General features: G+C 39.8%; 18 protein-coding genes. 16 read left to right on the forward strand and 2 right to left on the reverse strand.

Annotated elements, in window-relative coordinates:
• Positions 1-10 precede the first annotated feature (10 nt).
• From AC4IFE_RS08350 to AC4IFE_RS08360, 3 genes are all read left to right on the forward strand, one after another.
• Positions 11-532 carry a GNAT family N-acetyltransferase gene (locus tag AC4IFE_RS08350; protein ID WP_490756287.1) on the forward strand — a complete coding sequence of 174 codons (522 nt, stop codon included), beginning with the start codon at positions 11-13 and terminating at the stop codon, positions 530-532.
• A gap of 11 nt (positions 533-543) precedes the next feature.
• Positions 544-1,107 (forward strand): Crp/Fnr family transcriptional regulator, encoded by a 564-nt coding sequence (locus AC4IFE_RS08355; RefSeq protein ID WP_490756288.1) that lies wholly within the window; start codon positions 544-546, stop codon positions 1,105-1,107.
• Positions 1,108-1,355: 248 nt separating this feature from the next.
• The gene (locus AC4IFE_RS08360; protein WP_490756290.1) at positions 1,356-2,171 is read left to right on the forward strand and encodes an alpha/beta hydrolase; all 816 of its coding nucleotides are present in this window, start codon (positions 1,356-1,358) and stop codon (positions 2,169-2,171) included.
• A 276-nt stretch (positions 2,172-2,447) separates the two neighbouring features.
• On the opposite strand, the gene AC4IFE_RS08365 is transcribed toward AC4IFE_RS08360, so the two are convergent.
• Complete coding sequence (locus AC4IFE_RS08365) at positions 2,448-3,545, reverse strand: Fe(II)-2OG oxygenase family protein (RefSeq protein WP_490756292.1); 1,098 nt, start codon at positions 3,543-3,545, stop codon at positions 2,448-2,450.
• 215 nt (positions 3,546-3,760) lie between these two features.
• On the opposite strand from AC4IFE_RS08365, the gene AC4IFE_RS08370 reads away from it, so the two are divergent.
• Genes AC4IFE_RS08370 through AC4IFE_RS08410 form a run of 9 tightly spaced genes read left to right on the forward strand, consistent with a single transcriptional unit; the run spans position 3,761 to position 17,491 of the window.
• Entirely contained in the window at positions 3,761-5,287 is a 1,527-nt protein-coding gene (locus AC4IFE_RS08370; protein ID WP_490756294.1) for a pyridoxal phosphate-dependent decarboxylase family protein, read from the forward strand.
• Positions 5,259-7,685, forward strand: a complete 2,427-nt coding sequence (locus AC4IFE_RS08375; protein ID WP_490756296.1) for a GNAT family N-acetyltransferase — start codon at positions 5,259-5,261, stop codon at positions 7,683-7,685. The genes AC4IFE_RS08370 and AC4IFE_RS08375 overlap by 29 nt, the downstream gene beginning before the upstream one ends.
• Positions 7,678-8,994 carry a lysine N(6)-hydroxylase/L-ornithine N(5)-oxygenase family protein gene (locus AC4IFE_RS08380; protein ID WP_490756298.1) on the forward strand — a complete coding sequence of 439 codons (1,317 nt, stop codon included), beginning with the start codon at positions 7,678-7,680 and terminating at the stop codon, positions 8,992-8,994. The genes AC4IFE_RS08375 and AC4IFE_RS08380 overlap by 8 nt, the downstream gene beginning before the upstream one ends.
• 7 nt (positions 8,995-9,001) lie before the next feature.
• A complete protein-coding gene (locus AC4IFE_RS08385) occupies positions 9,002-10,816 on the forward strand; it encodes an IucA/IucC family protein (RefSeq protein WP_490756300.1) in 1,815 nt (604 codons plus the stop codon).
• Positions 10,813-12,216 (forward strand): MATE family efflux transporter, encoded by a 1,404-nt coding sequence (locus tag AC4IFE_RS08390; RefSeq protein WP_490756302.1) that lies wholly within the window; start codon positions 10,813-10,815, stop codon positions 12,214-12,216. The genes AC4IFE_RS08385 and AC4IFE_RS08390 overlap by 4 nt, the downstream gene beginning before the upstream one ends.
• A gap of 1 nt (position 12,217) precedes the next feature.
• On the forward strand, positions 12,218-12,463 hold the full coding sequence (locus AC4IFE_RS08395; protein WP_062646915.1) for an acyl carrier protein: 246 nt from the start codon (positions 12,218-12,220) through the stop codon (positions 12,461-12,463).
• A gap of 4 nt (positions 12,464-12,467) precedes the next feature.
• A complete protein-coding gene (locus AC4IFE_RS08400; protein WP_490756304.1) occupies positions 12,468-13,856 on the forward strand; it encodes an AMP-binding protein in 1,389 nt (462 codons plus the stop codon).
• Positions 13,843-16,305: a TonB-dependent siderophore receptor gene (locus AC4IFE_RS08405; RefSeq protein ID WP_490756306.1), complete on the forward strand. Its 2,463-nt coding sequence runs from the start codon at positions 13,843-13,845 to the stop codon at positions 16,303-16,305. The genes AC4IFE_RS08400 and AC4IFE_RS08405 overlap by 14 nt, the downstream gene beginning before the upstream one ends.
• Before the next feature lies 1 nt (position 16,306).
• Positions 16,307-17,491 carry a PepSY-associated TM helix domain-containing protein gene (locus AC4IFE_RS08410; protein ID WP_490756308.1) on the forward strand — a complete coding sequence of 395 codons (1,185 nt, stop codon included), beginning with the start codon at positions 16,307-16,309 and terminating at the stop codon, positions 17,489-17,491.
• A 1,406-nt stretch (positions 17,492-18,897) separates the two neighbouring features.
• Here AC4IFE_RS08410 and pdxR read toward each other — a convergent pair.
• Positions 18,898-20,385, reverse strand: coding sequence for a MocR-like pyridoxine biosynthesis transcription factor PdxR (pdxR, locus tag AC4IFE_RS08415; protein ID WP_490756309.1), 1,488 nt, complete (start codon positions 20,383-20,385; stop codon positions 18,898-18,900).
• Between the two features lie 173 nt (positions 20,386-20,558).
• On the opposite strand from pdxR, the gene AC4IFE_RS08420 reads away from it, so the two are divergent.
• Genes AC4IFE_RS08420 through bioB form a run of 4 tightly spaced genes read left to right on the forward strand, consistent with a single transcriptional unit; the run spans position 20,559 to position 23,882 of the window.
• Positions 20,559-21,182: a hypothetical protein gene (locus AC4IFE_RS08420; protein WP_490756311.1), complete on the forward strand. Its 624-nt coding sequence runs from the start codon at positions 20,559-20,561 to the stop codon at positions 21,180-21,182.
• Positions 21,175-22,275, forward strand: a complete 1,101-nt coding sequence (locus AC4IFE_RS08425) for an aminotransferase class I/II-fold pyridoxal phosphate-dependent enzyme (RefSeq protein ID WP_490756313.1) — start codon at positions 21,175-21,177, stop codon at positions 22,273-22,275. The genes AC4IFE_RS08420 and AC4IFE_RS08425 overlap by 8 nt, the downstream gene beginning before the upstream one ends.
• A 3-nt stretch (positions 22,276-22,278) precedes the next feature.
• Complete coding sequence (gene bioD / locus AC4IFE_RS08430) at positions 22,279-22,893, forward strand: dethiobiotin synthase (protein WP_490756315.1); 615 nt, start codon at positions 22,279-22,281, stop codon at positions 22,891-22,893.
• A 2-nt stretch (positions 22,894-22,895) separates the two neighbouring features.
• Positions 22,896-23,882 (forward strand): biotin synthase BioB, encoded by a 987-nt coding sequence (gene bioB, locus AC4IFE_RS08435; RefSeq protein WP_490756317.1) that lies wholly within the window; start codon positions 22,896-22,898, stop codon positions 23,880-23,882.
• Positions 23,883-23,994 lie beyond the last annotated feature (112 nt).

Genomic DNA, 23,994 nt, shown 5'->3' on the forward strand with positions numbered 1-23,994 from the left:
AATGTTTAATATGTCATCTATAATCATTCATAATGCCGGAATACAGGACCTTGAAACCGTCCAAAATATAGGCCGGCAGACTTTTTCAGAAACCTTTGCAGAAAGCAATTCTGAAGAAGCTATGAAAACATATCTTGAAGAAAGCTTCAGTACAGAAAAAATCACATCAGAATTAAACAATCCCGATTCTTATTTCTTTATCGCGTGGGAAGAGGATAATCCCGTTGGCTATCTTAAATTAAATTCCGGACCCGCACAAACTGAGCTGCAGGACGATACTTCCCTGGAAATAGAGCGTATTTATGTCAAAAAAAGCCATCATGGCCAGAAAGTAGGTCAGCTGCTTTATAACCAGGCTCTGGAAACCGCTAAAAACCTGAACAAAAGCTACCTGTGGCTGGGAGTCTGGGAAGAGAACCTTAGAGCCCTGAATTTTTACAGGAAAAATGGTTTTGAGCAGTTCGGAACCCATACTTTCAGATTGGGAAATGATGATCAGACCGACCTGATGATGAAGAAAACCTTAAATTAATCCTGTCAGCTTTGAAAGAACTTTTAGAACAGATCAATGCCTATTATCCACTGTCGGAAGAGACAGTTGGGGCACTGATGAATATCTGTACAGAAGAAAAATTCCGTAAAAACGATCTTCTCCAGGAAGCCGGATCTGCGGCCAGGTATTATTATTTTATAAAATCAGGTCTGGTAGGGTACTACACTGTGGATGAGCAGGGTGACTCCGTGTACAAAATTTTCTTCGAAGAAAAAAGTTTTGTGGCTTCTACGGCAGCCGTTATCAAAGACAAGCCCAGCGACTTCAATATCATCGCTTTGGAAGACTGCTCGGTGATCAGATATCCGGCGAAAGCTTTCAGAGAACTGATCACGAAATACCATGATCTGGCCTTATTTCAAATTCATTACCTGGAAAAAAACTGGGTGGTGAAAAAAGAGCCGCTGGAGATTTCTTTAAAGCATGAAACAGCCAGACAGCGTTATTTACAGCTTCTGGAGAACAAATCGCTCCATGACCGTCTGAAACAGCATCACATTGCTTCCTATCTGGGAATTACACCCACTCAGCTGAGCCGCATAAAAAAAAAATAAACTGACAAAAGCTTCAACATATGTTGAAGCTTTTTTATTTTCTCAGCCGCATCTTTGTCCTATAAACAAGAACAATGGTACATCTAAATAAGCAAAAGAGAAAGGAAGATGAAAAGTCGTCGGCTTCATCGAATCAATGCTAATTGATTCCCTCTTGCTCACTTAAAATATTCATCGTAATAGTAACCTTTTGCGTCAAAAAAATAAGATTACAGATGTTCCCAGTTCATCAATTAAAATTGTATCCTATGAAAAATTTTGCAAGCATCGTATGTGTATTGACGGTATCTGCACAGCTTTCCGCACAGAAAATCATTCATCAAGAAGTTTTCAGTGCCAAAATGAATAAGAACATTAAAACGATCATCATTACTCCGGATGTGCAGCAGGGTGCGACCTACCCATCTATTTATATCCTGCATGGTTACAGCGGAAATCCGGAACGGACGATCAAACAGGATATTCCGGATCTGATTCAAAAAGCACAGGAATATAAGACAATTTACGTACTGCCGGATGGAAATTACAATTCATGGTATGTAGATAGTCCGTTGGTTAAAGATTCACAATATCAGACTTTTATCGGACAGGAACTTGTAGATTTTGTCAATAAAAGCTATCCTGTGAAAAATGATAGAAAATTCCGCGGTATCCTGGGCTGGAGCATGGGAGGTTATGGCGCTGTGAATATTGGAACGACATACAATGACACATTTGGTATTGTGGGAAGTTCTTGCGGAGCTTTGGATTTTAATTCATTCGGGCCAGGCTATAATACCCAATATCAGGTAGATAAAGTATTAGGATCTGCAATATCATTAAATCCCAAATTTCTTACGGACAACAAAGTGAAGACTATGGCTACAGCAGAACAGCAGTATATTTTCGACTGCGGTACGGAAGACACACAAATGATTGAAATGAACAGAAAATTTCATAAAAAACTGACCGACCTTAAAATTCCACATCTTTATATAGAATCTTTAGGTGCTCACGATCCGAAGTACTGGAGCAGATCATTATCTGAACAATTGACCTTATTCAATCGATTTTTTAAGTCATAAAATTGACTTTATATTAACTACATATCTGTCTTTATAATAATTATTTATATAGTTTTATTTAAAGCTGAAGTGAATGAATTCTAAATCTTTAAACCATTAAGATTAATTAAGATGATAAGGATAGTTAAGAAAAATCAAATGATTTTTTTTTAAGCCATACCTTTAAAAGCAAAGCTCACCTTAATAATCTTAAAAACTTATTAAATCTTAATGGTTTAAAAAAATCAATTTAAATAAAAAATCCTTTTAAGACTTGTACTTAAAAGGATTTTTTATTTAAATATTTTCAAAGTTTTTACCCAAATGCTCTTCGATGACAAAGAAAGGGTCTTCTGTAAGCGTGTGCGCTCTCATTTCCAGCAGGCTCACTTTGCTCATCATACGGAGCATAATTCTTCTCTGACATTCGTGTTCTACACCATCAACATTTCTTACCCCGGCTCTGAAAGCGGACCTTCCGTGAGCACATAAATGGTTATTCACCAATATCACATCGCCTGCCTGTGGCGTGAAACCGGAATAGATGAGATCTCTGGCCTCTTCCCAGAACTCCGTCAGATGACTGTGCGCATCATCAGTCTGCTTAATGCTTGGGTTGAACAACTGTTCAGCAGCATCAAACCTCATAAAAGGCAACTCATAATTACCATACAGAACGGCATCCAATGTTTCTTCTTCATCCGCGCCTGTTTCCAGATTGGCATCTTTCGGAATTTTATACATCCGTTCAAAAAGAGGCCTGAATCTTTCTCCAATAGATTCATGGGAACGGATAGAATACAGGGTAGAAGGGACCTGTTCCTCGTTACGGATATACATAAAGCTTAAAAAATCGGCCTGATGTTTCAGGAAGGCGTCTTCGGTATGTACATAAAGATCTGTCGCAGATCCGGATCCGGTCTGAGTTTCCCTCATTTTTTCATCCGGGATGATCGCATGCATTAATCCACCGCCTTTACGCTGGGAATAATATTGTACAGGCTTGGATGGAAGTGCTCCGTGGATCAAAGCACAGGCAAAACCATAGATATTGAATTTGGAATAATCCGCAGACTGCCAGTTAGGAGGCGTATTGCCTATACTTTCCTGATCAATATCCATTAATTCCCTAAACACAAGCGCTCCGTACTGATCTTTAGAAAAGTCGCTGGCAAAATCAGCTGCTATGTGTAGAATTCTTTCGGGTAGAAAATAGGAGGCCAGCTGATGAACATGGGTAATAAAGTCCCTGTTTTCATAGCTGCCATATTTTTTCTGAAGATGCACCGCTGCATCTTGTATCATTCTTCTTTCCTGAGAGGTGATCTCAATGACTCTGGGAAGCAGTTTTACCCCAGTATTACTGTCGTTATTTAAAATTTCTATCGAATTCATTAAAAAAATATTTGGTGTGTGAATATAATTTCTATATTTGTTTTTAATTATTCTAAATAACAATAGCCGATTCAAATTTAGGAATAATTTATCATTCACCAAATAAAAAGTAAAAAAAATGTAAAAATAAAAACTTGATTATCAAGCATATACAATTATGCCTACACAACATCACACAACTTATTGATTTTAAAAATCACCTTACCAATACGTATATGAATAACAATCAAATGCCCGCCGGAGAGATCCTGGGCGTCACCTTACCTCACGTTTCGGGGAATTTTGGAAATATTTTTCATTCTCGCAATTATGATCATTACCGTTCCGCAGTCGAAGAAACTTTAGACCTTGTAGGAACTTTTCTTCACAGAAATGACAAACCTTTCAGCGGAATCGAAGCCAAACAAATGAAAGGCATAGTACAGCAGATAGACCTTAAACAAAAGCTGTCTTCGTATCAGGAGCTACTTGAAGAGGTAGATACTATATATGTAAAGCATGCCACTGCTTTTCATCTTCCGCAGTATGTGGCGCACCTTAACTGTCCTATCGTTATTCCTGCATTGGCAGGAGAAATCCTTGTCAGTGCCATCAATTCTTCCCAAGATACCTACGACCAAAGCGCCGGAGGAACCTTCATGGAAAGAAAACTGATCGACTGGACCGCAGAGCAGTTAGGCTACAATGCAGAAACAAGTGACGGTGTTTTCACAGCAGGCGGATCACAGAGCAACCTGATGGGCCTGGTGATGATGCGTGACTGTTTTTCCCAGAAGAGATACAACCATAATATTAAGCTGGACGGTCTTCCACAGGAAGCAGGAAGATTTAGAATTTTTGTTTCTGATAAATCCCATTTCAGTAATTTAAAGAATGCCTCTATCATGGGATTGGGCGAAAAAAGTATCATTAAAGTTCCTACAGACGAAAGATTCTGCATGGATATCGCTTTACTGAAGAAATACATCAAGAGAGAAGAGCAGATGGGGAATATTCCTATCGGCATTGTGGCTACGGCCGGAACTACGGACTTCGGAAACGTAGACCCACTGGAAGATATTGCGAATGTTGCTGAGCAGTACAATATCTGGATGCATGTAGACGCCGCTTACGGATGTGCTTTATTATTGAGCGAAAAGTACCGTCATCTTCTGAACGGCATTGAAAGAGCGGATTCGGTGACGATCGATTATCATAAATCTTTCTTCCAGCCGATCAGCAGCAGTGCTTTCATCGTTAAAAATAAAAGGGAATTAAGAATCCTGAAACACCATGCAGACTATCTGAATCCTGCCGAAATGGATGAAGAGGAAATTCCTGCACAGATCAACAAATCCATTATCCAGAGTACCCGCAGATTCGATGCTCTGAAACTTTGGTTTACCTTAAGAATGATGGGCAAAGAACAGCTCGCAGAATACACAGATACGGTGATAGACCTTACCAAAGATGTAGCGTCTATGATCACTGAAAATCCGCATTTTGAACTGCTTTCTGATACAGACCTGAGCGTTCTGGTTTTCCGTTATATCAGACCTGATATTGAGGACCTGAATGCTTTGAACCGGCATATCAAAATGAAGCTTTTCTACAGCGGGGAAATTCTGGTGGCAAGTACCAAAGTAGATGGAAATTTTTACCTGAAGTTTACTTTCCTGAACCCGATCACCACAACAGAAGATGTTCACCAAATTTTAAATACAATCAAATCGCATGGAGAAGACTTTGATACAGCAAACTAAGCTTACGGAAAAAACACAGGAAATCACCATCAGAATCCTGCTGAACGGAATGCTTCGTGAGCTTGGAAACGGAAAATTCTATCAGGGAGTTCCGAAATATGATGCCCTTACGGCTCAGGCACTGGAAAACAGTACCTATCCGCTTCATATAAGATTTGAATTAAAGAAAAGCGACATCTTTTTATTCGCTCCGGTTTCTTACCGTTCTGAAAGTACTTTCCATGATTATGGAATGCCTTTATGGATAGTCGATCATAAAAACCAAAAGGTTTTTGAACCGGATGTTGATCAGCTTACTGAATTGGTATACCAAGAACTTTCTGAGCAGTTCAGTGAAAAAGGCCTTGGATTATTTACCAAAAGAATTCACAGCAGCTTAAAAAATCTGGAAATGATCATGGAAGAAGGTTTACAGGATAAAGATGCTCTGACGTATTCTTTCCTGGAATCTGAGCAGCAGCTTCCTGTAGGACACAATCTTCATCCGTTTACAAAAGCAAGAATGGGTTTTTCGAGAGAAGAGCAGCTTCTTTACGGCCCGGAATTCAATAAAGGAATTCAGCTGGAGTATTTTCTGGTGCACAAAAGCTGTGTTCAGGAACAGTCGGTTTTAGAACAGCCTTACAGCGAATTTCTGAAGAGTATGGTTTCATTACCGGAAGATCTTGAAGCGAAATACCTTAACGAAGGTGAAAAACTTTCTGATTTTTATACGGTTCCGTGCCATCCGTGGGAAGCTACTTATCTTTTGTCTATCGAAAAAGGAGCTGAAATGGTCAAGGACCGTACTTTAATCCATATAGGAGCTTTTGGGGAAGAATTCTATTCAACCTCATCCATCAGAAGTGTGTACAGTCCCCATATTCCGTGGATGCCTAAGTTTTCTTTAAATGTTCTTTTAACGGGATCGATAAGGATCAATACGGAGAAAGATCTAAAAAGAGGTTATGCATCAGCTTTATGGAGAAAACATGCAGGAGCAGCATTTGAAAAGGATTTTAACCGGTTTAAACTGCTCTTGGAACCTGTAACATTAGGCGTTTATCATCAGGATAAAAATATTGAAAGCCTTAATCTGTTGATCCGCGAAAATCCGTTCCTGCCGGAAGATAAAATACTTCTTTTAGCAAGATTGTGCCAGGATGAGCCTGCAGACGGACAGAATTTTATTCAAAAATTCTTTACAGATGTTTCTGAGAAACTGGGAACCGGTCTGGAAGAATCGGTTACTATTTGGTTCGCAAAATATATTCACCTGCTGATTACTCCGTTAAACCATTTATACAGCCAATACGGCATGGCTCCTGAAGCACACCAGCAGAATCTTCTGATTCAACTGGATGATCAGTTGTTGCCGAAGACTCTTTTTGTAAGAGATGCACAGGGATATTTATTAAGAGAAAGCTCAAGAGAGCAGTATACAGAACTTTCCAAAGCATATCCTGAGATTGAAGACCTTTTCATCAGGGATGAACGTCTTTTAGACATTATCTCTTACCATGTTCTGGTGAGCAATCTTTCAGCATTGGTGGCTTCATTAGGAAAAACAGGATGGGTGAAAGAAAGAACACTGATCAATATGCTGCACAGCGAATTTGAACAGGTTCATCAGGAAATGCCTTCAGATTTTACCCGTTATGCCCTTGAAAACCGTCATTGGGGCACAAAAACCAATTTTAAGGCCGTTGCCAATGAAATCGATGGTATTACAAGCGCCGCAGCGATTTCTTACGCCAAAGTTCCGAATCTACTTCATTATCATTATTTCTCTGATCAGCTGATTCATCCGAAAGGAAAAGAAGCTTTCTTCAAGCGTTATTTCCAGAAAGATGATGTCACGGTTACCATGAGACCTGTTGATCTTGATGAAGACCTTGAAATGCTTCATGAATGGTTTAACCGTGAACACGCGATCAAAATCTGGCAAATGAACTGGCCGATTGATGAACTGGAAACCTATTACCGTTTAATGCTGCCAGGTGATGAAGCACACAGCTACATCGTCATGAGCAATGGTGAACCTACATGCAATATTGAGGTATACTGGCCGTGCAGAGACATTGTCGGTGATTACTATGATGTACTGCCTACCGATTACGGAACCCATCAATTCATCGCACCCACAGATCCGAAGAAGAAATACGTTTCTCCTTCCACACAGTCTATGGTAGATTATGTATTTGCCCAGCCGCAGGTTGGGAAAATGGTAGGCGAAGGCTCGGTAGATTCTCTGGCTTCTATGATGAACAAGGCTCATGTCGGGTTCAAAGTAGATAAAGTCATTGAAATGCCTCATAAAAAAGCCAACCTTAATTTCTGCTACAGAGAATGGTACTGGGAAAAATTCCCGCAAAACAAAGATGTAGAATTCACCGTAAAAATCACTGAACATGAATAACGATACGATATATAACGTGATCGGAATAGGTATTGGTCCTTTTAATCTGGGACTTGCCGCCTTATCCAATCCGATTTCTGAATTAAAAACCCTTTTCCTTGACCAGAGAGACGGTTTCGATTGGCATCCGGGATTGATGATTGACCACGTAACACTGCAGACACCTTTTCTATGCGACTGTGTATCCATGGCAGATCCAACCAATCCTTTAAGCCTTCTGAATTATCTGAAAGAAACGAACAGATTGTACAAATTCTTTATCAGGGAAGATTTTTTCATTCCGCGTAAAGAATACAACCGTTACTGCCAATGGGTGGTGAGTCAGCTTCCACAGTGCCGTTTTTCAACGCAGGTGGTTGATATCGTGTATGAAGACGGATTGTATCTGATTACAACCATTCACACCAAAACCAAGGAGACAGAAGTGTTCAGAACAGAAAGACTAATCCTTGGAACAGGCACACAGCCTCACATTCCTTCGTTTATTCCGAAAGAGGATTCCCGTATTCTTCATACAAGCTCTTATCTGTACCGTAAGGAAGAACTTTTAGCTCAGGGTAAAAAAATTGCCGTGATCGGTTCAGGACAGAGTGCTGCAGAGGTTTTCTATGATTTATTGCAAAGCCGTGATGAAAATACCCAATTGGGCTGGTATTCACGTCCGGACCGTTTTTTCCCAATGGAATATTCAAAACTGACGTTGGAACTGACTTCTCCTGATTATGTGGATTATTTTTACAGCAGGGATGAAGCAGCAAGAAAATCAATATTAAGCAAACAACAGGCTCAGTTTAAAGGAATCAATTACGACCTCATCAACCAGATTTATGATTTCATTTACGACCTGAATATTGATAACGCTGATCCTAAGCTGACCATCATTCCAAACAGTCAGTTGGATAGAGTAGATAACAGCAATCCGGGTAATTTGACCCTTAAATTCACCCAATTGGAGCAGAATATTCCTTACGAACAGGAAGTTGATTATCTGGTGGTAGGTACAGGATACCGTTATCATGAACCTGATTTCTTAAAAAATATTCAGTCCAGAATTAAAAGAGATTCGACAGGTCTGTTTGCGGTCAACAGGAATTATTCCATAGACCATAACGGCGGCGAGATCTATGTTCTTCATGCAGAAGTACATACCCACAGCTATATTTCTACCGATCTTGGAATGGCGGCCTACCGTAATTCCTATATCATCAATGACATTTTGGGAAGAGAACATTATAAAATCGAAAGGAAAATTGCTTTCCAGGATTTTGATGTAGAGAAACACGCTGCTGTATCAACTGTCAAAATATAACAGAACAATGAACACCAACTTAAAAAATAATACCATCAGCCAGGAAATCTGGCTACAGGCCAACAGAGATCTTATGGTTAAAACGATTGCGGAGTTAATGCATGAAGAACGGCTGAAACCGGTTGCCCTTACTCAGGATGAAGCCGGATTTACGGTCTTTAAACTGGAAACCGGAATTGGAAATATAGAGTATCAATTTCGCGGACAGGAAAGAATGATGGATTACTGGCATATTGATAAAGACAGTATCGAAAAAATCGAAAACGGTTTCAAGACCTCAGCGCTGAATATTCCCCAGTTCTTCCTTGAAATGCAAACCGTATTCGATCTGGATGCCAACACGCTGGCGAGATATACCGAGGAATTATTGCATACCTTATACTGTGATGCACTCATCTTATCCAGAGGGGTGATGTCATCAAAGGAACTGGCATCAAGTAATTATCAAACGGTAGAGCATCAGATGACCGGCCATCCGTGGGTCATCGTCAACAAAAGCAGGTTAGGATTTTCTCCTACCGATCTTGAAACGTTTTCTCCTGAAGCGGGAGAGGATTTAAAAGTCTTATGGCTGGCTGCTCATAAGGACAGATCAGCCTTCCAGTCACTGGAGCATATAAATCAGGAAGGATTTTACCGCTCTGAAATTGGAGACGAATTGTATCAGTCTTTTCAACAAAGACTGATTGATTCCGGAAAGTCTCCTGAAGATTACAATTTTATTCCCGTGCATCCGTGGCAGTGGGAACATAAGTTGAAGATTCACTTTGCAGGCGATATCGCATCCGGTATCTTAATTCTTTTAGGAGAAGGAAATGATATCTACAGCCCGCAACAGAGCATCAGAACTTTGTTCAATACAGAGCATCCTGAAAAAAGATATCTGAAAACTGCTGTTTCTATTTTAAGTACAGGAAATATCAGAGGACTGTCGCCTAAACAGATGAAAATTGCCCCTTCCATTACAGATTGGGTGAAAGGACTCATCAAAGACGATACTTATCTTGAAACAAAAGGAACCATATTTTTAGGAGAAGAAGCTTCTATTGCTTATCTGCATCCTCAATATAGCTCGATTGCCGGTGTTCCTTATCAATACAATGAATTTCTTGGGGCTTTATGGCGTGAGAGTGCTTCCAATTATTTACAGGAAGACGAAGAAATGTTTACCATGGCTTCCCTGCTCTTTGTAGATCAACATGGAGTTCCTTTGGTACAGGCTTTTGCAGAACAGGCAGGAATCAGTATTCAAGAATGGATCACAGATTATCTGGATGCCTATCTTACACCGCTGCTTCACATTTATTATACCCATTCTCTTTGTGTGACCCCTCATGGAGAAAACATCATGGTCGTATTGAAAAATGGAGTCCCGCAGAGAATTGTCATCAAAGATTTTGTAGATGATATTGTCCTGACCACAGAAGCAAGGGAGAAACTTCCTGATCACCTGGCAGACGGGCTAATCCAGTCTTCCAACAAGGAAAATGTTCCGTTGTCCATTCTTCTGGGTGTTTTTGATGCGTTCTTCAGATATTTATCCAATGTTCTGCATACCCATTCCAATTTTCAGGAAGAGACCTTCTGGACGCTTGTTCATGAGTGTATAGAGAACTATAAAAACGATAATCCTCATCTGAATGAGCGTTATGAAAAATATGACTTGTATGTTCCTACATTCAAAAGATTCTACATCAACAGTCTTCGTTTGAAAAACAACGGCTACAGTGAAAATAAAGCATTTGGTATTCCAAAGAAAGACGGTGCACTGCCGAATCCTTTGTATCAGATTGCCAATAAAAACTCTGTAGCGGCGGTATGAGAAAGTTTCTGCATCTTGTAAAAGAAGGATCTGTATTTGCGTACGGAGCTTTAGCGGGAAAAAAAGTAGAACTTACCTCAGGTAGTATCAACCGTTCTATCTTCAGCCTTGCCATTCCAATGGTAATGGAACTGGTGATGGAATCTGTTTTTGTCAGCATCAATCTTTTAATCATTGCAAGATTGGGAGATAAGGTCCTTGGGCTTGTCGGAATTGCAGACAACTACATCAATTTTGCCAATGCGATTGCTATTGGTTTGGGGATCGCTGCTGCAACGCTGACAGCAAGGAGAGCCGGAGAAAAAGATCAGGAAGGGATGAGCCGGACTGCCCATTACATCATATTGCTGGCATCTGCCTTTGCATTACTGATCGGCGGCCTGTCATTTCTTTTTGCCGGTGAGATTATCAGTTTCCTAGGATTTAATACAGGGATGGTAGATAACGGTCTTCCTTTTTCCAAACTGGTTTTTCTGAGTATCGGCCTGGTAATTCTGCGTCTGTCTATCAATGGTCTTTTCAGGGGAGCGGGTGATGCGGATCTGGCAATGAAGTCGCTTTGGCTTTGTCATATCTCCAGTATGGTCTTTGCCGTGGTTCTTGTGTTCGGATTGGGTTTTATTCCTGCTTACGGATTAATGGGACTAGCGTATGCTACCATATTATCCCGGTTGCTGGCGGTTTTATATCAATTCTTCATTCTTCTTACACGCAAAACCAGCGTCAATATCCTGGTGAAATTTCATCGTGACCTGCCTTTAATTAAGAAAATACTGAAAATTACTTTTGGCGGGCTGGTTCAGTATATCATTCCTGCTTCAAGCTGGCTGATTATGGTTAAAATCATCGCCACCTTCGGGACTACTGCTCTTGCAGGATACATTATTGCGCAGAGAATTGCTTCTGTTGCCACGATGCCTGCATGGGGAATAGGAAATGCAGCAGGTGTTCTTACAGGACAGAATTTAGGAGCCGGAAACCCTGACCGCGCAGAGAAAACGGTATGGAGAGCCGGAGGAATCAATATGACCTATTTGGTAGCCGTCGCTATATTCTGGCAGTTCGCTGCAGAATATGTGGTGACGTTCTTCACCAAAGAAGCCGAGGTAGCCAGATACGCCGTACAGTACATCCATGTGGTGTCTATGGCTTATCTCTTACTGGGCTTTACAATGGTGATCAGCCGTGCCCTTAATGCGGCCGGTAATATTATACAGGTAACCCTGCTGTACATGATCATGTTCTATGTGATTCAGCTTCCTTTGGCTTACCTGCTTGGGGTGAGGCTTCAATGGGAACTGAAAGGAATATTCACCGCTATTGTTTCCTCTGAAATTGTACTGGCTGTATTGTTCCTCATGATATTCAAAAATGGTAAATGGAAAACTATAAAAATTTAAAATGCACACAACAGACGAATTTTATGAAATTATCGCATCAGCAATCGCTGTGAAAAAAGAATTGGTAGACGAAAACCTTACGTATCAGGAAATTCCTGAGTGGGATTCCATGTCGCATCTGCTAATTGTAGAAGCTTTGGAGCAGTTCTACCGTGTCAAGTTTGACTTCAACGACATCCTTGAAATGGGAACCGTCGGAAAGATCCGCGAAAAAATGAAAAAATACGATGTACTCGTAGAAAACTAAGTATATGAAAATTTTAGAAAATGTAATTGCCAACAAGAACTTGTTGTTTACAGATGCTTCCACCGGTGCTTCCACGCCGGTTGGAACACTGTACCGTTCTTTAGGCCTTAATCCTGTAGAAAAAGGATTGATCTTTTTGTACAATGACAATCAGCTGCCCAGTATTGAGGTGCTTCTCAATTTCTATGGAACGGCACATGCCATTGCTGTTTTGGGACAGAAACTGCATCCGGAATTTAAAGAACGTCTGGAAGCGGAATACCGTCCCAAATATATTTTTGACCCCTCAAGAGAGGAGGTTCAGGGATATTTATTAAAGGAGTTTTCAGAAACGGTGAAAATCTTTGCTAAAGAAGATTACCAGCCGGAAGTGAATATTCACCCCGACATCAAGATCCTGCTGAGTACTTCCGGAACCACCGGAGTTCCGAAACTGGTGAAGCTTTCGGATGAAAACCTTTATCAGAATGCAGTGAGCATTCTTCAGTATATGCCGATTTTGGAATCTGATGTAGTTCCGCTCAACGTGCCGATTAATTTCGTGTACGGGTTTTCTATTTTTACCACCAACTGTATGCGTTCAGGAAGAATAGTATGTACTGACAAAGACATTATGCAGAAAGCATTCTGGGACGAAATGGAAACGTACGGGTACAGCACGCTGGGAGGCGTTCCTTATCTGTACGAAAATCTGAAAAGAATAGGATTCTTCAGAAAAGACAGCAGCAGCCTGAGGTATATGACCCATACGGGAGGCGTGATCAATGCTGAATTGAGGAAAACCATCTTCAACTACTGTCATGAGTTTGAAAAACAGTTTTTCGCTCAGTACGGACAGACCGAAGCAGGCGGAAGAATGGCTTATCTTACCACAGACGGACTCCTTGAAGAGGAAACATCTATTGGTACTCCTGTACACGGAGGAAGCTTCCGGATCGATCCTGAAACGGATGAACTGCTCTTTTTACATTCAAGCATCAGTGGAGGTTATGCCAACAAGCTTGAAGATCTTTCTACCTACGAGCAGCCTAAGGTTCTTCATACAGGAGACACGGGCAAAAGAGGGCAGAACGGACTCTATTACATCACAGGAAGGATCAAGCGGATCATGAAGCTTTTCGGGATCCGTCTCAACCTGGATGAGGTAGAGTTTATCCTTAAAAATGAGCTGGAAGGCAATACGGTGGTCTGTCTGAACGGCAATGACAAGAAGATCATTGTTCTGTATGACAATATCCATATTAATCCCCAGACCATTACGGAAATAATCAAGAATAAACTGCGCATCAACCCGCAGTACGTACGCACTGAACACATAGAATCATTTCCATTATCACAAAACGGCAAAATAAACTATCCTCTGTTACAAAATTTACAGCATGAAAACATTTAGAACCCTTATATTACTTTTACTTCTTGTCAGCTTCCCGTTTATCGTTTCTGCCCAGCAGAGTGAACGCGTTAACGGCAAGGTCATGCTGTCTGAAAAAGTGCCCGTAAAGAATGCACTTTTAAGGTTAGTGAATACACCATATCAGGCAAAAACCAATAATTTAGGAGAATATTATTTTGATAATGTGCCACCTGGAGAGTATACGCTTCAGGTGGTTTTAAATGACATTGAGCTGATGCGTGAACCAATTCGCATTGAAAAAGATGTCTTTGAAATTCCGGTGATTTATACCTCAGTAGAGAACAACGTGATTGAAGGAATTACAGTATATGCCGTAAGCAGAAATAAATTTCTGGACAAAGACAGTACCTCGGTTGCTAAGATGCCATTGAAAAACATAGAAAATCCACAGATGTATACAAGCATCAACCAGCAGATCTTGAAAGAGCAGCTTATCTATGATGTTTCGGATGCCTTGAAAAATGCTCCGGGTATCGTAAAAATGCAGGGAAGCGCCGGTAGAGCGGGAGACGGAAGTTTCTATTACAATTTAAGAGGTTTCCCTACCAGGGTTTCTATGGTAGACGGTGTTCCTGCAACGACCAATTCAGAAATTGATCCGGCGGATATTGAACGTATCGATGTGATCAAAGGACCTTCCGGAACTTTGTACGGAGGCGCCGTGAATTCTTTTGGAGGATTAATTAATGTAGTGACGAAAAAGCCGAAAGATTATTTCGGAGGTGAGGTTTCTTACCTTTTGGGAAGCTACAACCTGAACCGTGTGACAGCTGATGTATACGGCCCGGTCACGGATTCAAGAAAGACATTATTCCGTTTGAATGCTGCGTATCAGTACCAGAACGGATTCAGGGATTCTGAGTTCAGAAAATCCATGTTTGTGGCCCCAACACTAAGCTACCAGGTAAATGACCGTTTAAAGTTTAATTTGGGGGCTCAGATTTACACGTATGAAGGAACAAATACTCCTATTATTTTCCTGTCCAGAACAAGAAAATTTTTCGCAACGACCCCTGATGAACTGGGATTTGACTGGAAAAAGTCTTATTCCAATAATGATATGACCTTAAAAGCACCTTCCATCAATGTAAAAGCTGAGGTGAATTACAAAATCTCAGATCAGTGGACTTCTCAGACTTTGATCTCAAGAAACTACAGAAAAACGGAAGGATTGTACCAGTATCAGTTTATCAGGGGGAATACCAGCGATGCCCTTTTAGAGCGTAACGTACAGTGGCAGAATGCTGAGGGAGCCTCTACAAGTATCCAGCAGAATTTTAACGGAGAATTTAGAATAGGAAAAATTAAAAATAAGGTTCTTATCGGGTTAGACTATTTAAACCAGTCATTAAACAACAATAATTCTCCGATCGTTAAGTATGACACCATCAATGGACGAAATCTGACAGCTAAATATGGTATGATTTCCAAAGATCTGGCTCTTCAGAAAATACAGACTTTTACCCAGGCCGCCATCGAAGCTGGTATCAAAACCGGTAAATCACCTTTGGAAAGAAATACATTTTCAAGTAACATCTATGGCGCTTATATTTCAGATGCTCTTTATATTACAGATCGTTTAGTTACCTTATTAAGTTTACGTCTAGACCACTACGAAAGCAACGGGCAGTTTGATCTGAACACTAACGCTCTTAATCCTTCTTCACCAAAATTCAAGCAGACAGCATTGTCTCCCAAACTGGGCGTGTCGTACCAGATCTTTAAAGACCGTTTATCAGCGTATGCCAACTACATGAACGGCTTCAGCTACACACCTCCGGCGTCTCAGCCTCTTTCAGAATACAACGGAGATTTCAAACCGCAGAAATCCAATCAGTGGGAAGTGGGAGTGAAAGGAAATCTTTGGCGAAACAGTGTGAATTTCACCGTAGGATATTATGACATTCTGGTTGATAATATGTTAAGATTAACGGAAGTAATCCGCGACGGAAAAAGCTATAATATTACCATCCAGGATGGTGAGCAGAGAAGTAAAGGGATCGAAATTGAAACCATCCTGAATCCAATTCAGGGACTAAACATTATGGCAGGATATTCTTACAACGACAGTAAGTTTGTAAAAGCTGCTGCGAATGTAGATGGTCGCCGTCCGTCATCTTCAGGTCCGGCTAATGTATTCAATTCCTGGGTAAGCTATATATTGCCGATCAAAGGACTTCAGGGACTTGGATTGGGTTTTGGTGTTAACCGTGTCGGTGAGCAGATTACTGTTGATAACACAACTACCGGACAGTTTATATTCCCGGCTTATACTTTAGTGAATGCTTCCGTATCTCTTGAAAAAGAAAGGTACAGATTAGGATTTAAAATGAATAATTTAGGAAATGTACAGTATTTCGCAGGACAGGGAGTTGTAGTAGCCCAAATGCCTCGTAACTTTGTCGCGGAGGTTAGTCTTAAGTTTTAATATGAATTCTATACTAAGAAAGACAGCATATCAAGTACATCTATGGCTCGGGCTAACGTCCGGGCTTATAGTTGTCATCATGGCAGTTACCGGATGTATTCTCGCTTTTGAGAAAGAGCTGAAACATGCCATACACCCGGAAAAATATTTCATCAAAACCATCAAAAAAGAAAAACTCCCATTTTCTGAACTTAAATTGAAAGCAGAGCAGGCTCTTCCGGACAGTTTAAAGGTAAGCAGGGTAGAAATATCCTCCGATCCAACCCGAAGCTATGCGTTCCGCTCCCTGAAAATGGATAAGGAGGCTTTGACCTATTGGGGAACTTATATTCATTATTACAGAGTGTATGTAGATCCTTACACCGGAAAAGTGCTGGCAGTTGAAAATGCAAAAAATGATTTTTTTGAGATTGTGATGGATCTTCACCGCAGGCTTTTACTGGGTGAAAAAATTGGTAAAACGATTACAGGATATTCTACACTGATATTGGCTGTTATGCTTTTTTCAGGACTGGTCATCTGGTTTCCCCGTAAGATGAATAAGAAATCCCTGAAGGGCATGTTTCTCATTAAAACATCAGCCAAATGGAAAAGGGTTAATTATGACATGCACAATGTCCTGGGATTTTATACAGTTATTCCTTTGTGTGTTATTTCCTATACAGCTTTAATATGGAATTTTGAAGGTTTCGACAAATGGATCAAAACAACACTGAACAGAAAAGCCAAAACCGAACAGAAAGCCAAAAGCACAATTCCTTTCGAAGAATCTCCGGACCATAAAAATATTTTGAATATTGTCGGAAATAGGGTAGAACAGAGTCTTGCTGATAAAAAATCTGCACTCATCAGCTTTCCAAAAACAGAGGAAGGGACTTATTATGCTGAGGTGACGTATGGTAATAAGCAATACAAGAATGAACAGTTCAATTTTGATCAGTACTCAGGGAAAATACTAAAGCATCAATCCTACAAAGATAAAAATATCGGTAATGGAACGGCTTTAAGAGAAAGAAATTATGACCTTCATACAGGAAGTATATTTGGAATGACAGGCCGGATTGTATACCTTTTTGCAGGCATGATTGCAGCTTCACTTCCCATCACAGGATTCATTATTTATCTGAACAGAAAAAAGAAGAAATCCAAGAAAAAGAAAGCGAAGAAATTGATTCTCTCCAATTAAAAAAACAAAAATTTTAGATAAGTGTAACCTAGCTGTTACACTTTTTTTATTCTCAAAATCCTCTGTATTTCATAGATTCACACAACGCAAAATCTGTGTAAATCCGTGCCATCCGTGGTGAATTCAACATCAATATTGAAAATTAACCTTTACCAAAGAGTAAAATGATAACCAACTCTCATCCTGCGCTTTCTAAAACATTAAGATAAATGAAGAGAATAAGGTCAATTAAGAAAAATCAATGATTTTTTTAAGCTGTACGCCTTAAGCAAAGCTTAAACTTAATATTCTTAAAAGCTTAATAATCCTTAATGGTTTAAAAATATTTTTTCTCGAAGATTAAAATGATCAGCCAGATCTCCCTTTTATAATAAAGAAAATCAGAGATTTTCATAAAACTTAAGTGTACTTTTTACAGTAAGTTTTTAAACTTTAAATAAACTTAAGTGTTTCAAGAAAACTTTTGTGACTTTTGTGGTTGATATTTTTGCTTAACATACAGCTTCATAAAACGCAAAATCTGTGTAAATCCGTGCCATCCGTGGTTAATTCAACATCAATATTGAAATTGACCTTACCGAATAGTATATGATAACCAACTCTCATCCTGCGCTTTCTAAAACATTAAGATAAATTAAGGTAATAAGGTTAGTTAAGAAAAATCAATGATTTTTTTAAACTGTACGCCTTAAAGCAAAGCTTAAACTTAATATTCTTAAAAACTTAATAATCCTTAATGGCTTAAAAATATTTTTTTCCGCAGATTAAAAAGATCAGCCAGATCTCCCTTTTATAATAAAGAAAATCAGAGATTTTCATAAAACTTAAGTGTACTTTTTGCAATAGAATTTTAAACTTTAAATAAACTTAAGTGTTAAAAGCTTTAGTCTTTTTGTAGTTGATATTTTTGCTTTACATACAGCTTCACACAACGCAAAATCTGTGTAAATCCGTGCCATCCGTGGTTAATTCAACATCAATATTGAAATTGACCTTACCGAATAGTATATGATAACCAACTCTCATCCTGCGCTTTCTAAAACATTAAGATAAATGAAGATAGTAAGGTTAGTTAAGAAAAATCAATGATTTTTTTAAGCTGTACGCCTTAAAGCAAAGCTTAAACTTAATATTCTTAAAAACTTAATAATCCTTAATGGTTTAAAATATTTTTTCTCGCAGATTAAAAAGATCAGCCAGATCTCCCTTTTATAATAAAGAAAATCAGAGATTTTCATAAAATTTAAGTGTACTTTTTACAGTAAGTTTTTAAACTTTAAATAAACTTAAGTGTTAAAAGCTTTAGTCTTTTTGTAGTTGATATTTTTGCTTAACATACAGCTTCATAAAACGCAAACATCTGTGAAAGTCCGTGTCATCAGTGGTTAATAATCCTAAGGTAATTTTTACACTAATTTTCTCACATGATCAGAAAGAATTTCAATACTTTTTTCCATTTCTTCAAAGTTGAGATTGCCAAACCCCAACCTTATCGCTGTAAGATCTTTAGTCTGATAGAGTAGTGTTTTAGGAATAAAGAGATTGTTCTGAGCACAGTTCCGGCTCAGCTGCATCAGATTAATCGGAATAGTCCATTCCAGCCAGAAAGCAAGACCTCCCGATGGCTTTTGGAACTTTATCAATCCGTCTAAACTTTCTTCAAGCAGTTCTGCAAAATAATCTCGTCTTTCCTGATAAACCTTTAAAGATTTTTTCAGATACCTGTGTATTTCCCCTTCCTCAATCATTTCGCCCAAAGCCCTTTCCATTAAGATATCACCCTGGCGGTCTATGATTCCGAGATATTTCCTCATCTCAACCATCAGATTTTCCGGAGCGACAATAAAACCGGTTCTGAATCCAGGTGCCAATGATTTCCCAAAAGATCCGATATAAATCACCATCCCATTCGTATCTGCACTTGCCAACGGAAGAATGGGGCTTTTATCGTAATGAAATTCATAATCATAATCATCTTCAAGAATGATAAAGCCGTACTCGTGAGCAAGTTCCAGCAGCTCAAGTCTTCGCTGGGCACTTAAGGCGACGGTAGTAGGATAGTGGTGATGCGGGGTAAGATAAAGCATCCTTATTTTCTGTTTTTTACAGGCCTCCCGGACGCTCTCTACGATAATTCCGTCTTCATCTATGGGTATTGAAACAATATTAACTCCAGCTTTTTGAAAGATCATATTGACTGAAAAATAGCTCAAAGCACCTACCAATACAGTATCTCCGGCAGAAAGCAGAATTTCGGAAACAATATAGATACTCATTTCCGTGCTTCGGGTGATGAGAAGATTATTCTTTGAAATAGGCAGTCCGCGGGACAGATTAAGGTAATGTGACAGATGTTCCTTGAAAAATTCACTACCGTCGTTATTGTAGTGGCCCAGCATTTTCTGGTTGGATTTTCTTTTCAGAATAGAACTGTAAAACCTTGAATGCTGCCCAATCTGAGTAAGTCTGATATCCGGAACACCGTCATTAAAAATATACTCACAGTCCGAATGTTCAAAAGGATTGTCTAAAATATTAGAAGTTTTAAAAGAAAATCCGGTCGTTTCAGGATAGTTCTGAAGGCTGTTTTTCTCAAAATCTTTAACCTTTACCGGATTTTGCTGATTTTCCCCGATAATAAATGTTCCTTTGTTCGGCAGGCTTTCTACCCAGCCCTGTGCTGATAATTCATCATAAACCGCAACTGCCGTATTCCTGTGGATTTCCAGAACTTCACTGAAGGCCCTCGTTCCGGGCAGCTTGGTCCCGTAAGGCAAAAAACCTCTCTGAATAGCATTGATCAGTTGATTCGCAATCTGCATATAGATCGAAGCTTCGGCATTTCTGTCAATTTCTATAAAACTTTGATAAGGAATTTTAACCGGACTATCCATAATATTAAAACTGGCACCTTTTAATGGTCCGGCAATATACTAATTTTGGTTCAAAATAAATAAAAAGTTACGGGATACGGGTTACGAGCTTTAAAATCTCTTCTATAAGTCATGATCATCACCTCGAAACCCATATCTCGAAACCCGAAACCCGAACCAAAATTGATAAACCTATGGAATTTCAACAGCTCCTTGAAAAAATTGTACAGGATGGTGTAACCCATGCCAAATGGCTGAATACCCTTTCATTCATGGAAAATGCCGGTGCCAGAAAGATCTCTAAATGTGAGCATCCGGTTTCAGTAACTCTGATCCAGCTGAAACATGCTGCTGAAGAACACCGTCATGCTTATTATCTGAAAAAACAGATCGGCAAAATAGATCCTGAATTATGTAAAACCTATGAAGCAGCTGAACTTCTGGCCCCGGTCGCCACCCGGCAGTATCTTCACTCATTAGATATTAAGGCTTGCAGGTATCTTCAGACCGCATTTAATCTGAATAAAGAAGAACTCAAATATGCAGCTTATCTTTTTGTGACTTATGCTATTGAAGTCCGTGCAGATGAGCTGTACCCCGTTTACCAGGATATTCTGACCAAAGAATCTTCAAAAATTATGGTCAAATCTATTATTCTGGAAGAAGAGGGGCATCTTGAAGAAATGATTCATCAGCTCAATGAATTTTCCGCAGACTGGAAATTGCATGCAGAAAATATCCTGACGATAGAAAAAGAACTTCATGATCAGTGGATCAATGCCATAGCAGAAGAAGTTTCCCAATTAGACTATGCTTAAAAAATTTCAGGAAGCTCTCGACAAAAGAAAGGAGGCGGGAATACTAAGAACATTAAAGCCTAAATCAGCCGGCATTGATTTTTATTCCAACGATTATCTGGGCCTGGCAGGAAATAAAGAACTTCAGGCACAACTGCTTCAGAAAGTTCTGGAGAACCCTGCGCTTCTTTCAGGAAGCTCCGGTTCCAGACTGATCAGCGGAAACAGTCATATCGTTCATGAAACGGAACACTATATTGCCCAACAGCATCAATATCCTGCCGCTCTGCTGTTTCCTTCCGGATACAGTGCGAATCTGGCTTTATTTTCTACGCTGCCGGGCCGTCATGATACGATTATTGTAGATGAACAGATTCACCGTTCCGTTCACGATGCGTGCCGGATGTCTTATGCAAAGAAATTAAAGTTCAGGCATAATGATCCGGAAGATCTGGAAAGTATTCTGAAAAAACAGAGCAGCCCCAGTTACATTGCTATAGAAAGTCTGTATTCAATGGATGGAGACTTTGCGCCCCTTCAGGAAATTGCAGTTTTAGCGCAAAAATATAATGCAGCGCTGATCGTAGATGAAGCCCATGCTTTCGGCGTTTTTGGATACGGGCTGATTGAAAAACACCAGTTGCAAAATGATGTTTTTGCAGCCGTAATGACGTACGGAAAAGCTTTAGGAGCCCATGGAGCGGCTATTCTCTGTGATGAAACGGTGAAGTCCTATTTAGTCAATTTTGCTTCTCCTTTTATCTATACCACGGCAGCTCAGGACTTTTTATGGATAGCTATTAAAAGTGGCTATGAATTTTTAAAACTAAAACCAGAACTATCAAAAAAGCTTCATCAAAATATTGAAATCTTCAGAAATCAGAATATTGAAACACCTTCTTCAGAGATAAGCCCGATACAGGCTATAATGGTTCCGGATAACAATCAATTAAGAAACTTACAGACAGCATTATCCGGCAATGGATTTTTGACCTATGCCGTTCACAGTCCGACTGTAAAAACAGGAACGGAAAGACTCAGAATATGTCTCCACAGCTTCAATACAGAAGAAGATATTGTAAAACTAACGGGAATTATTAAAGATTTTATTTAAGCTATGAATCAACTATTTATCACAGGTATTGGTACTGAAGTAGGAAAAACAGTATGTTCTGCTGTTTTAACACAATATTTTAAAGCTGATTACTGGAAACCCGTACAGTCAGGGGACCTTGATGATACGGACACCCATAAAATACAATCCTGGACAGAAAATACAGTCTGCCATCCGGAAATCTACCGTCTTCAACTGGCTGCATCTCCGCATCAGTCTGCCAGGGAAGAAAATATAGAAATCAGTTTAGATCAGTTTCAGCTTCCCAAAACAGATAATAAACTAATCGTAGAAGGAGCCGGAGGGCTTATGGTACCGCTTACGGATGATATTTTTATCATCGATCTTATAGAAAAACTTAGCCTTCCTGTAGCGCTGGTAGTCAGAAACTATTTAGGATGCATTAACCATACTTTACTTTCTATCATGGCATTAGAACAAAAAAAACTTAAACTTGAATACCTGATCCTGAACGGGCCTTTTCCTCCTGATACGGAAAGAGTGATCTGTAATTTTATTAAAAGAGAAACCAGGATCATTCACATCCCTGAAATTGACCAGCCAACTAAAGCCAGCATTAAGGCTGCCGCAGAACAATTAACAAAAACAAAATTATGATAATGGACAAAAAAACAACCATCAGAAACAACTGGACGAAAGAGGAAATAGAAGAAATTTACCACCAGCCTCTGCTGGAACTGATCTATAAGGCATCAACCGTTCACCGGGAATGGCATGACCCATCAGAAGTACAGATTTCCACCTTATTATCCATCAAAACAGGAGGATGTCCTGAAGACTGTTCCTACTGTGGCCAGGCAGCCCGCTACCATACCAATATCAAAGTACAGGCACTGCTGCCAACAGAAACCGTTATTGCCCACGCCCAAAAAGCAAAAGACAGCGGTTCATCCCGCTTCTGTATGGCTGCCGCATGGCGCGAAGTCCGTAACAACCGTGATTTCGACAGGGTAATCGATATGGTAAAAGGCGTGAACGAACTTGGACTTGAAGTATGCTGTACACTAGGAATGCTTACCGAAGAGCAGGCCATCCGTCTTCAGGAAGCAGGTTTATATGCCTACAACCACAATCTGGATACTTCCGAGCAATACTATGAAGAGATCATCTCCACCAGAACATTCGACAACAGGATCAATACCATCAATAATGTAAGAAAAGCCGGAATAACGGTATGTTCAGGAGGAATTATCGGACTGGGAGAAACCCATAAAGACAGGATTTCAATGCTTTTGACCTTAGCCACTATGCCAAAACACCCGGAATCTGTTCCCATTAATGCATTGGCAAGAGTGGCAGGAACTCCGCTTGAAGATAATGAGAAAGTAGATACCTGGGAAATGGTACGAATGATTGCCACTGCGAGAATTGTCATGCCATCCTCAATGGTCAGATTAAGTGCAGGACGAATAGAAATGAATGAAACAGAGCAGGCATGGTGCTTCATGGCCGGAGCCAATTCAATCTTTACAGGAGAAAGAGAAACACTACTGGTAACTCCTAATCCGGGAGTTTCCGAAGATATGCAGATGCTTGAAAAACTAGGTCTGAAGCCGATGAAGATGAAGGAAAATAGTTGTTGTTAACGGAATGTGGAGTACCGGTTACAGGTTGTTGCCTTATAAGTTACGGGTTACAGGCTACTGTTGGCTTATAGAACTATCATCTCCACTAACTTCTAACCTCTAATTTCTAACT

The sequence above is a fragment of the Chryseobacterium sp. UF-81 genome, assembly GCF_058245105.1.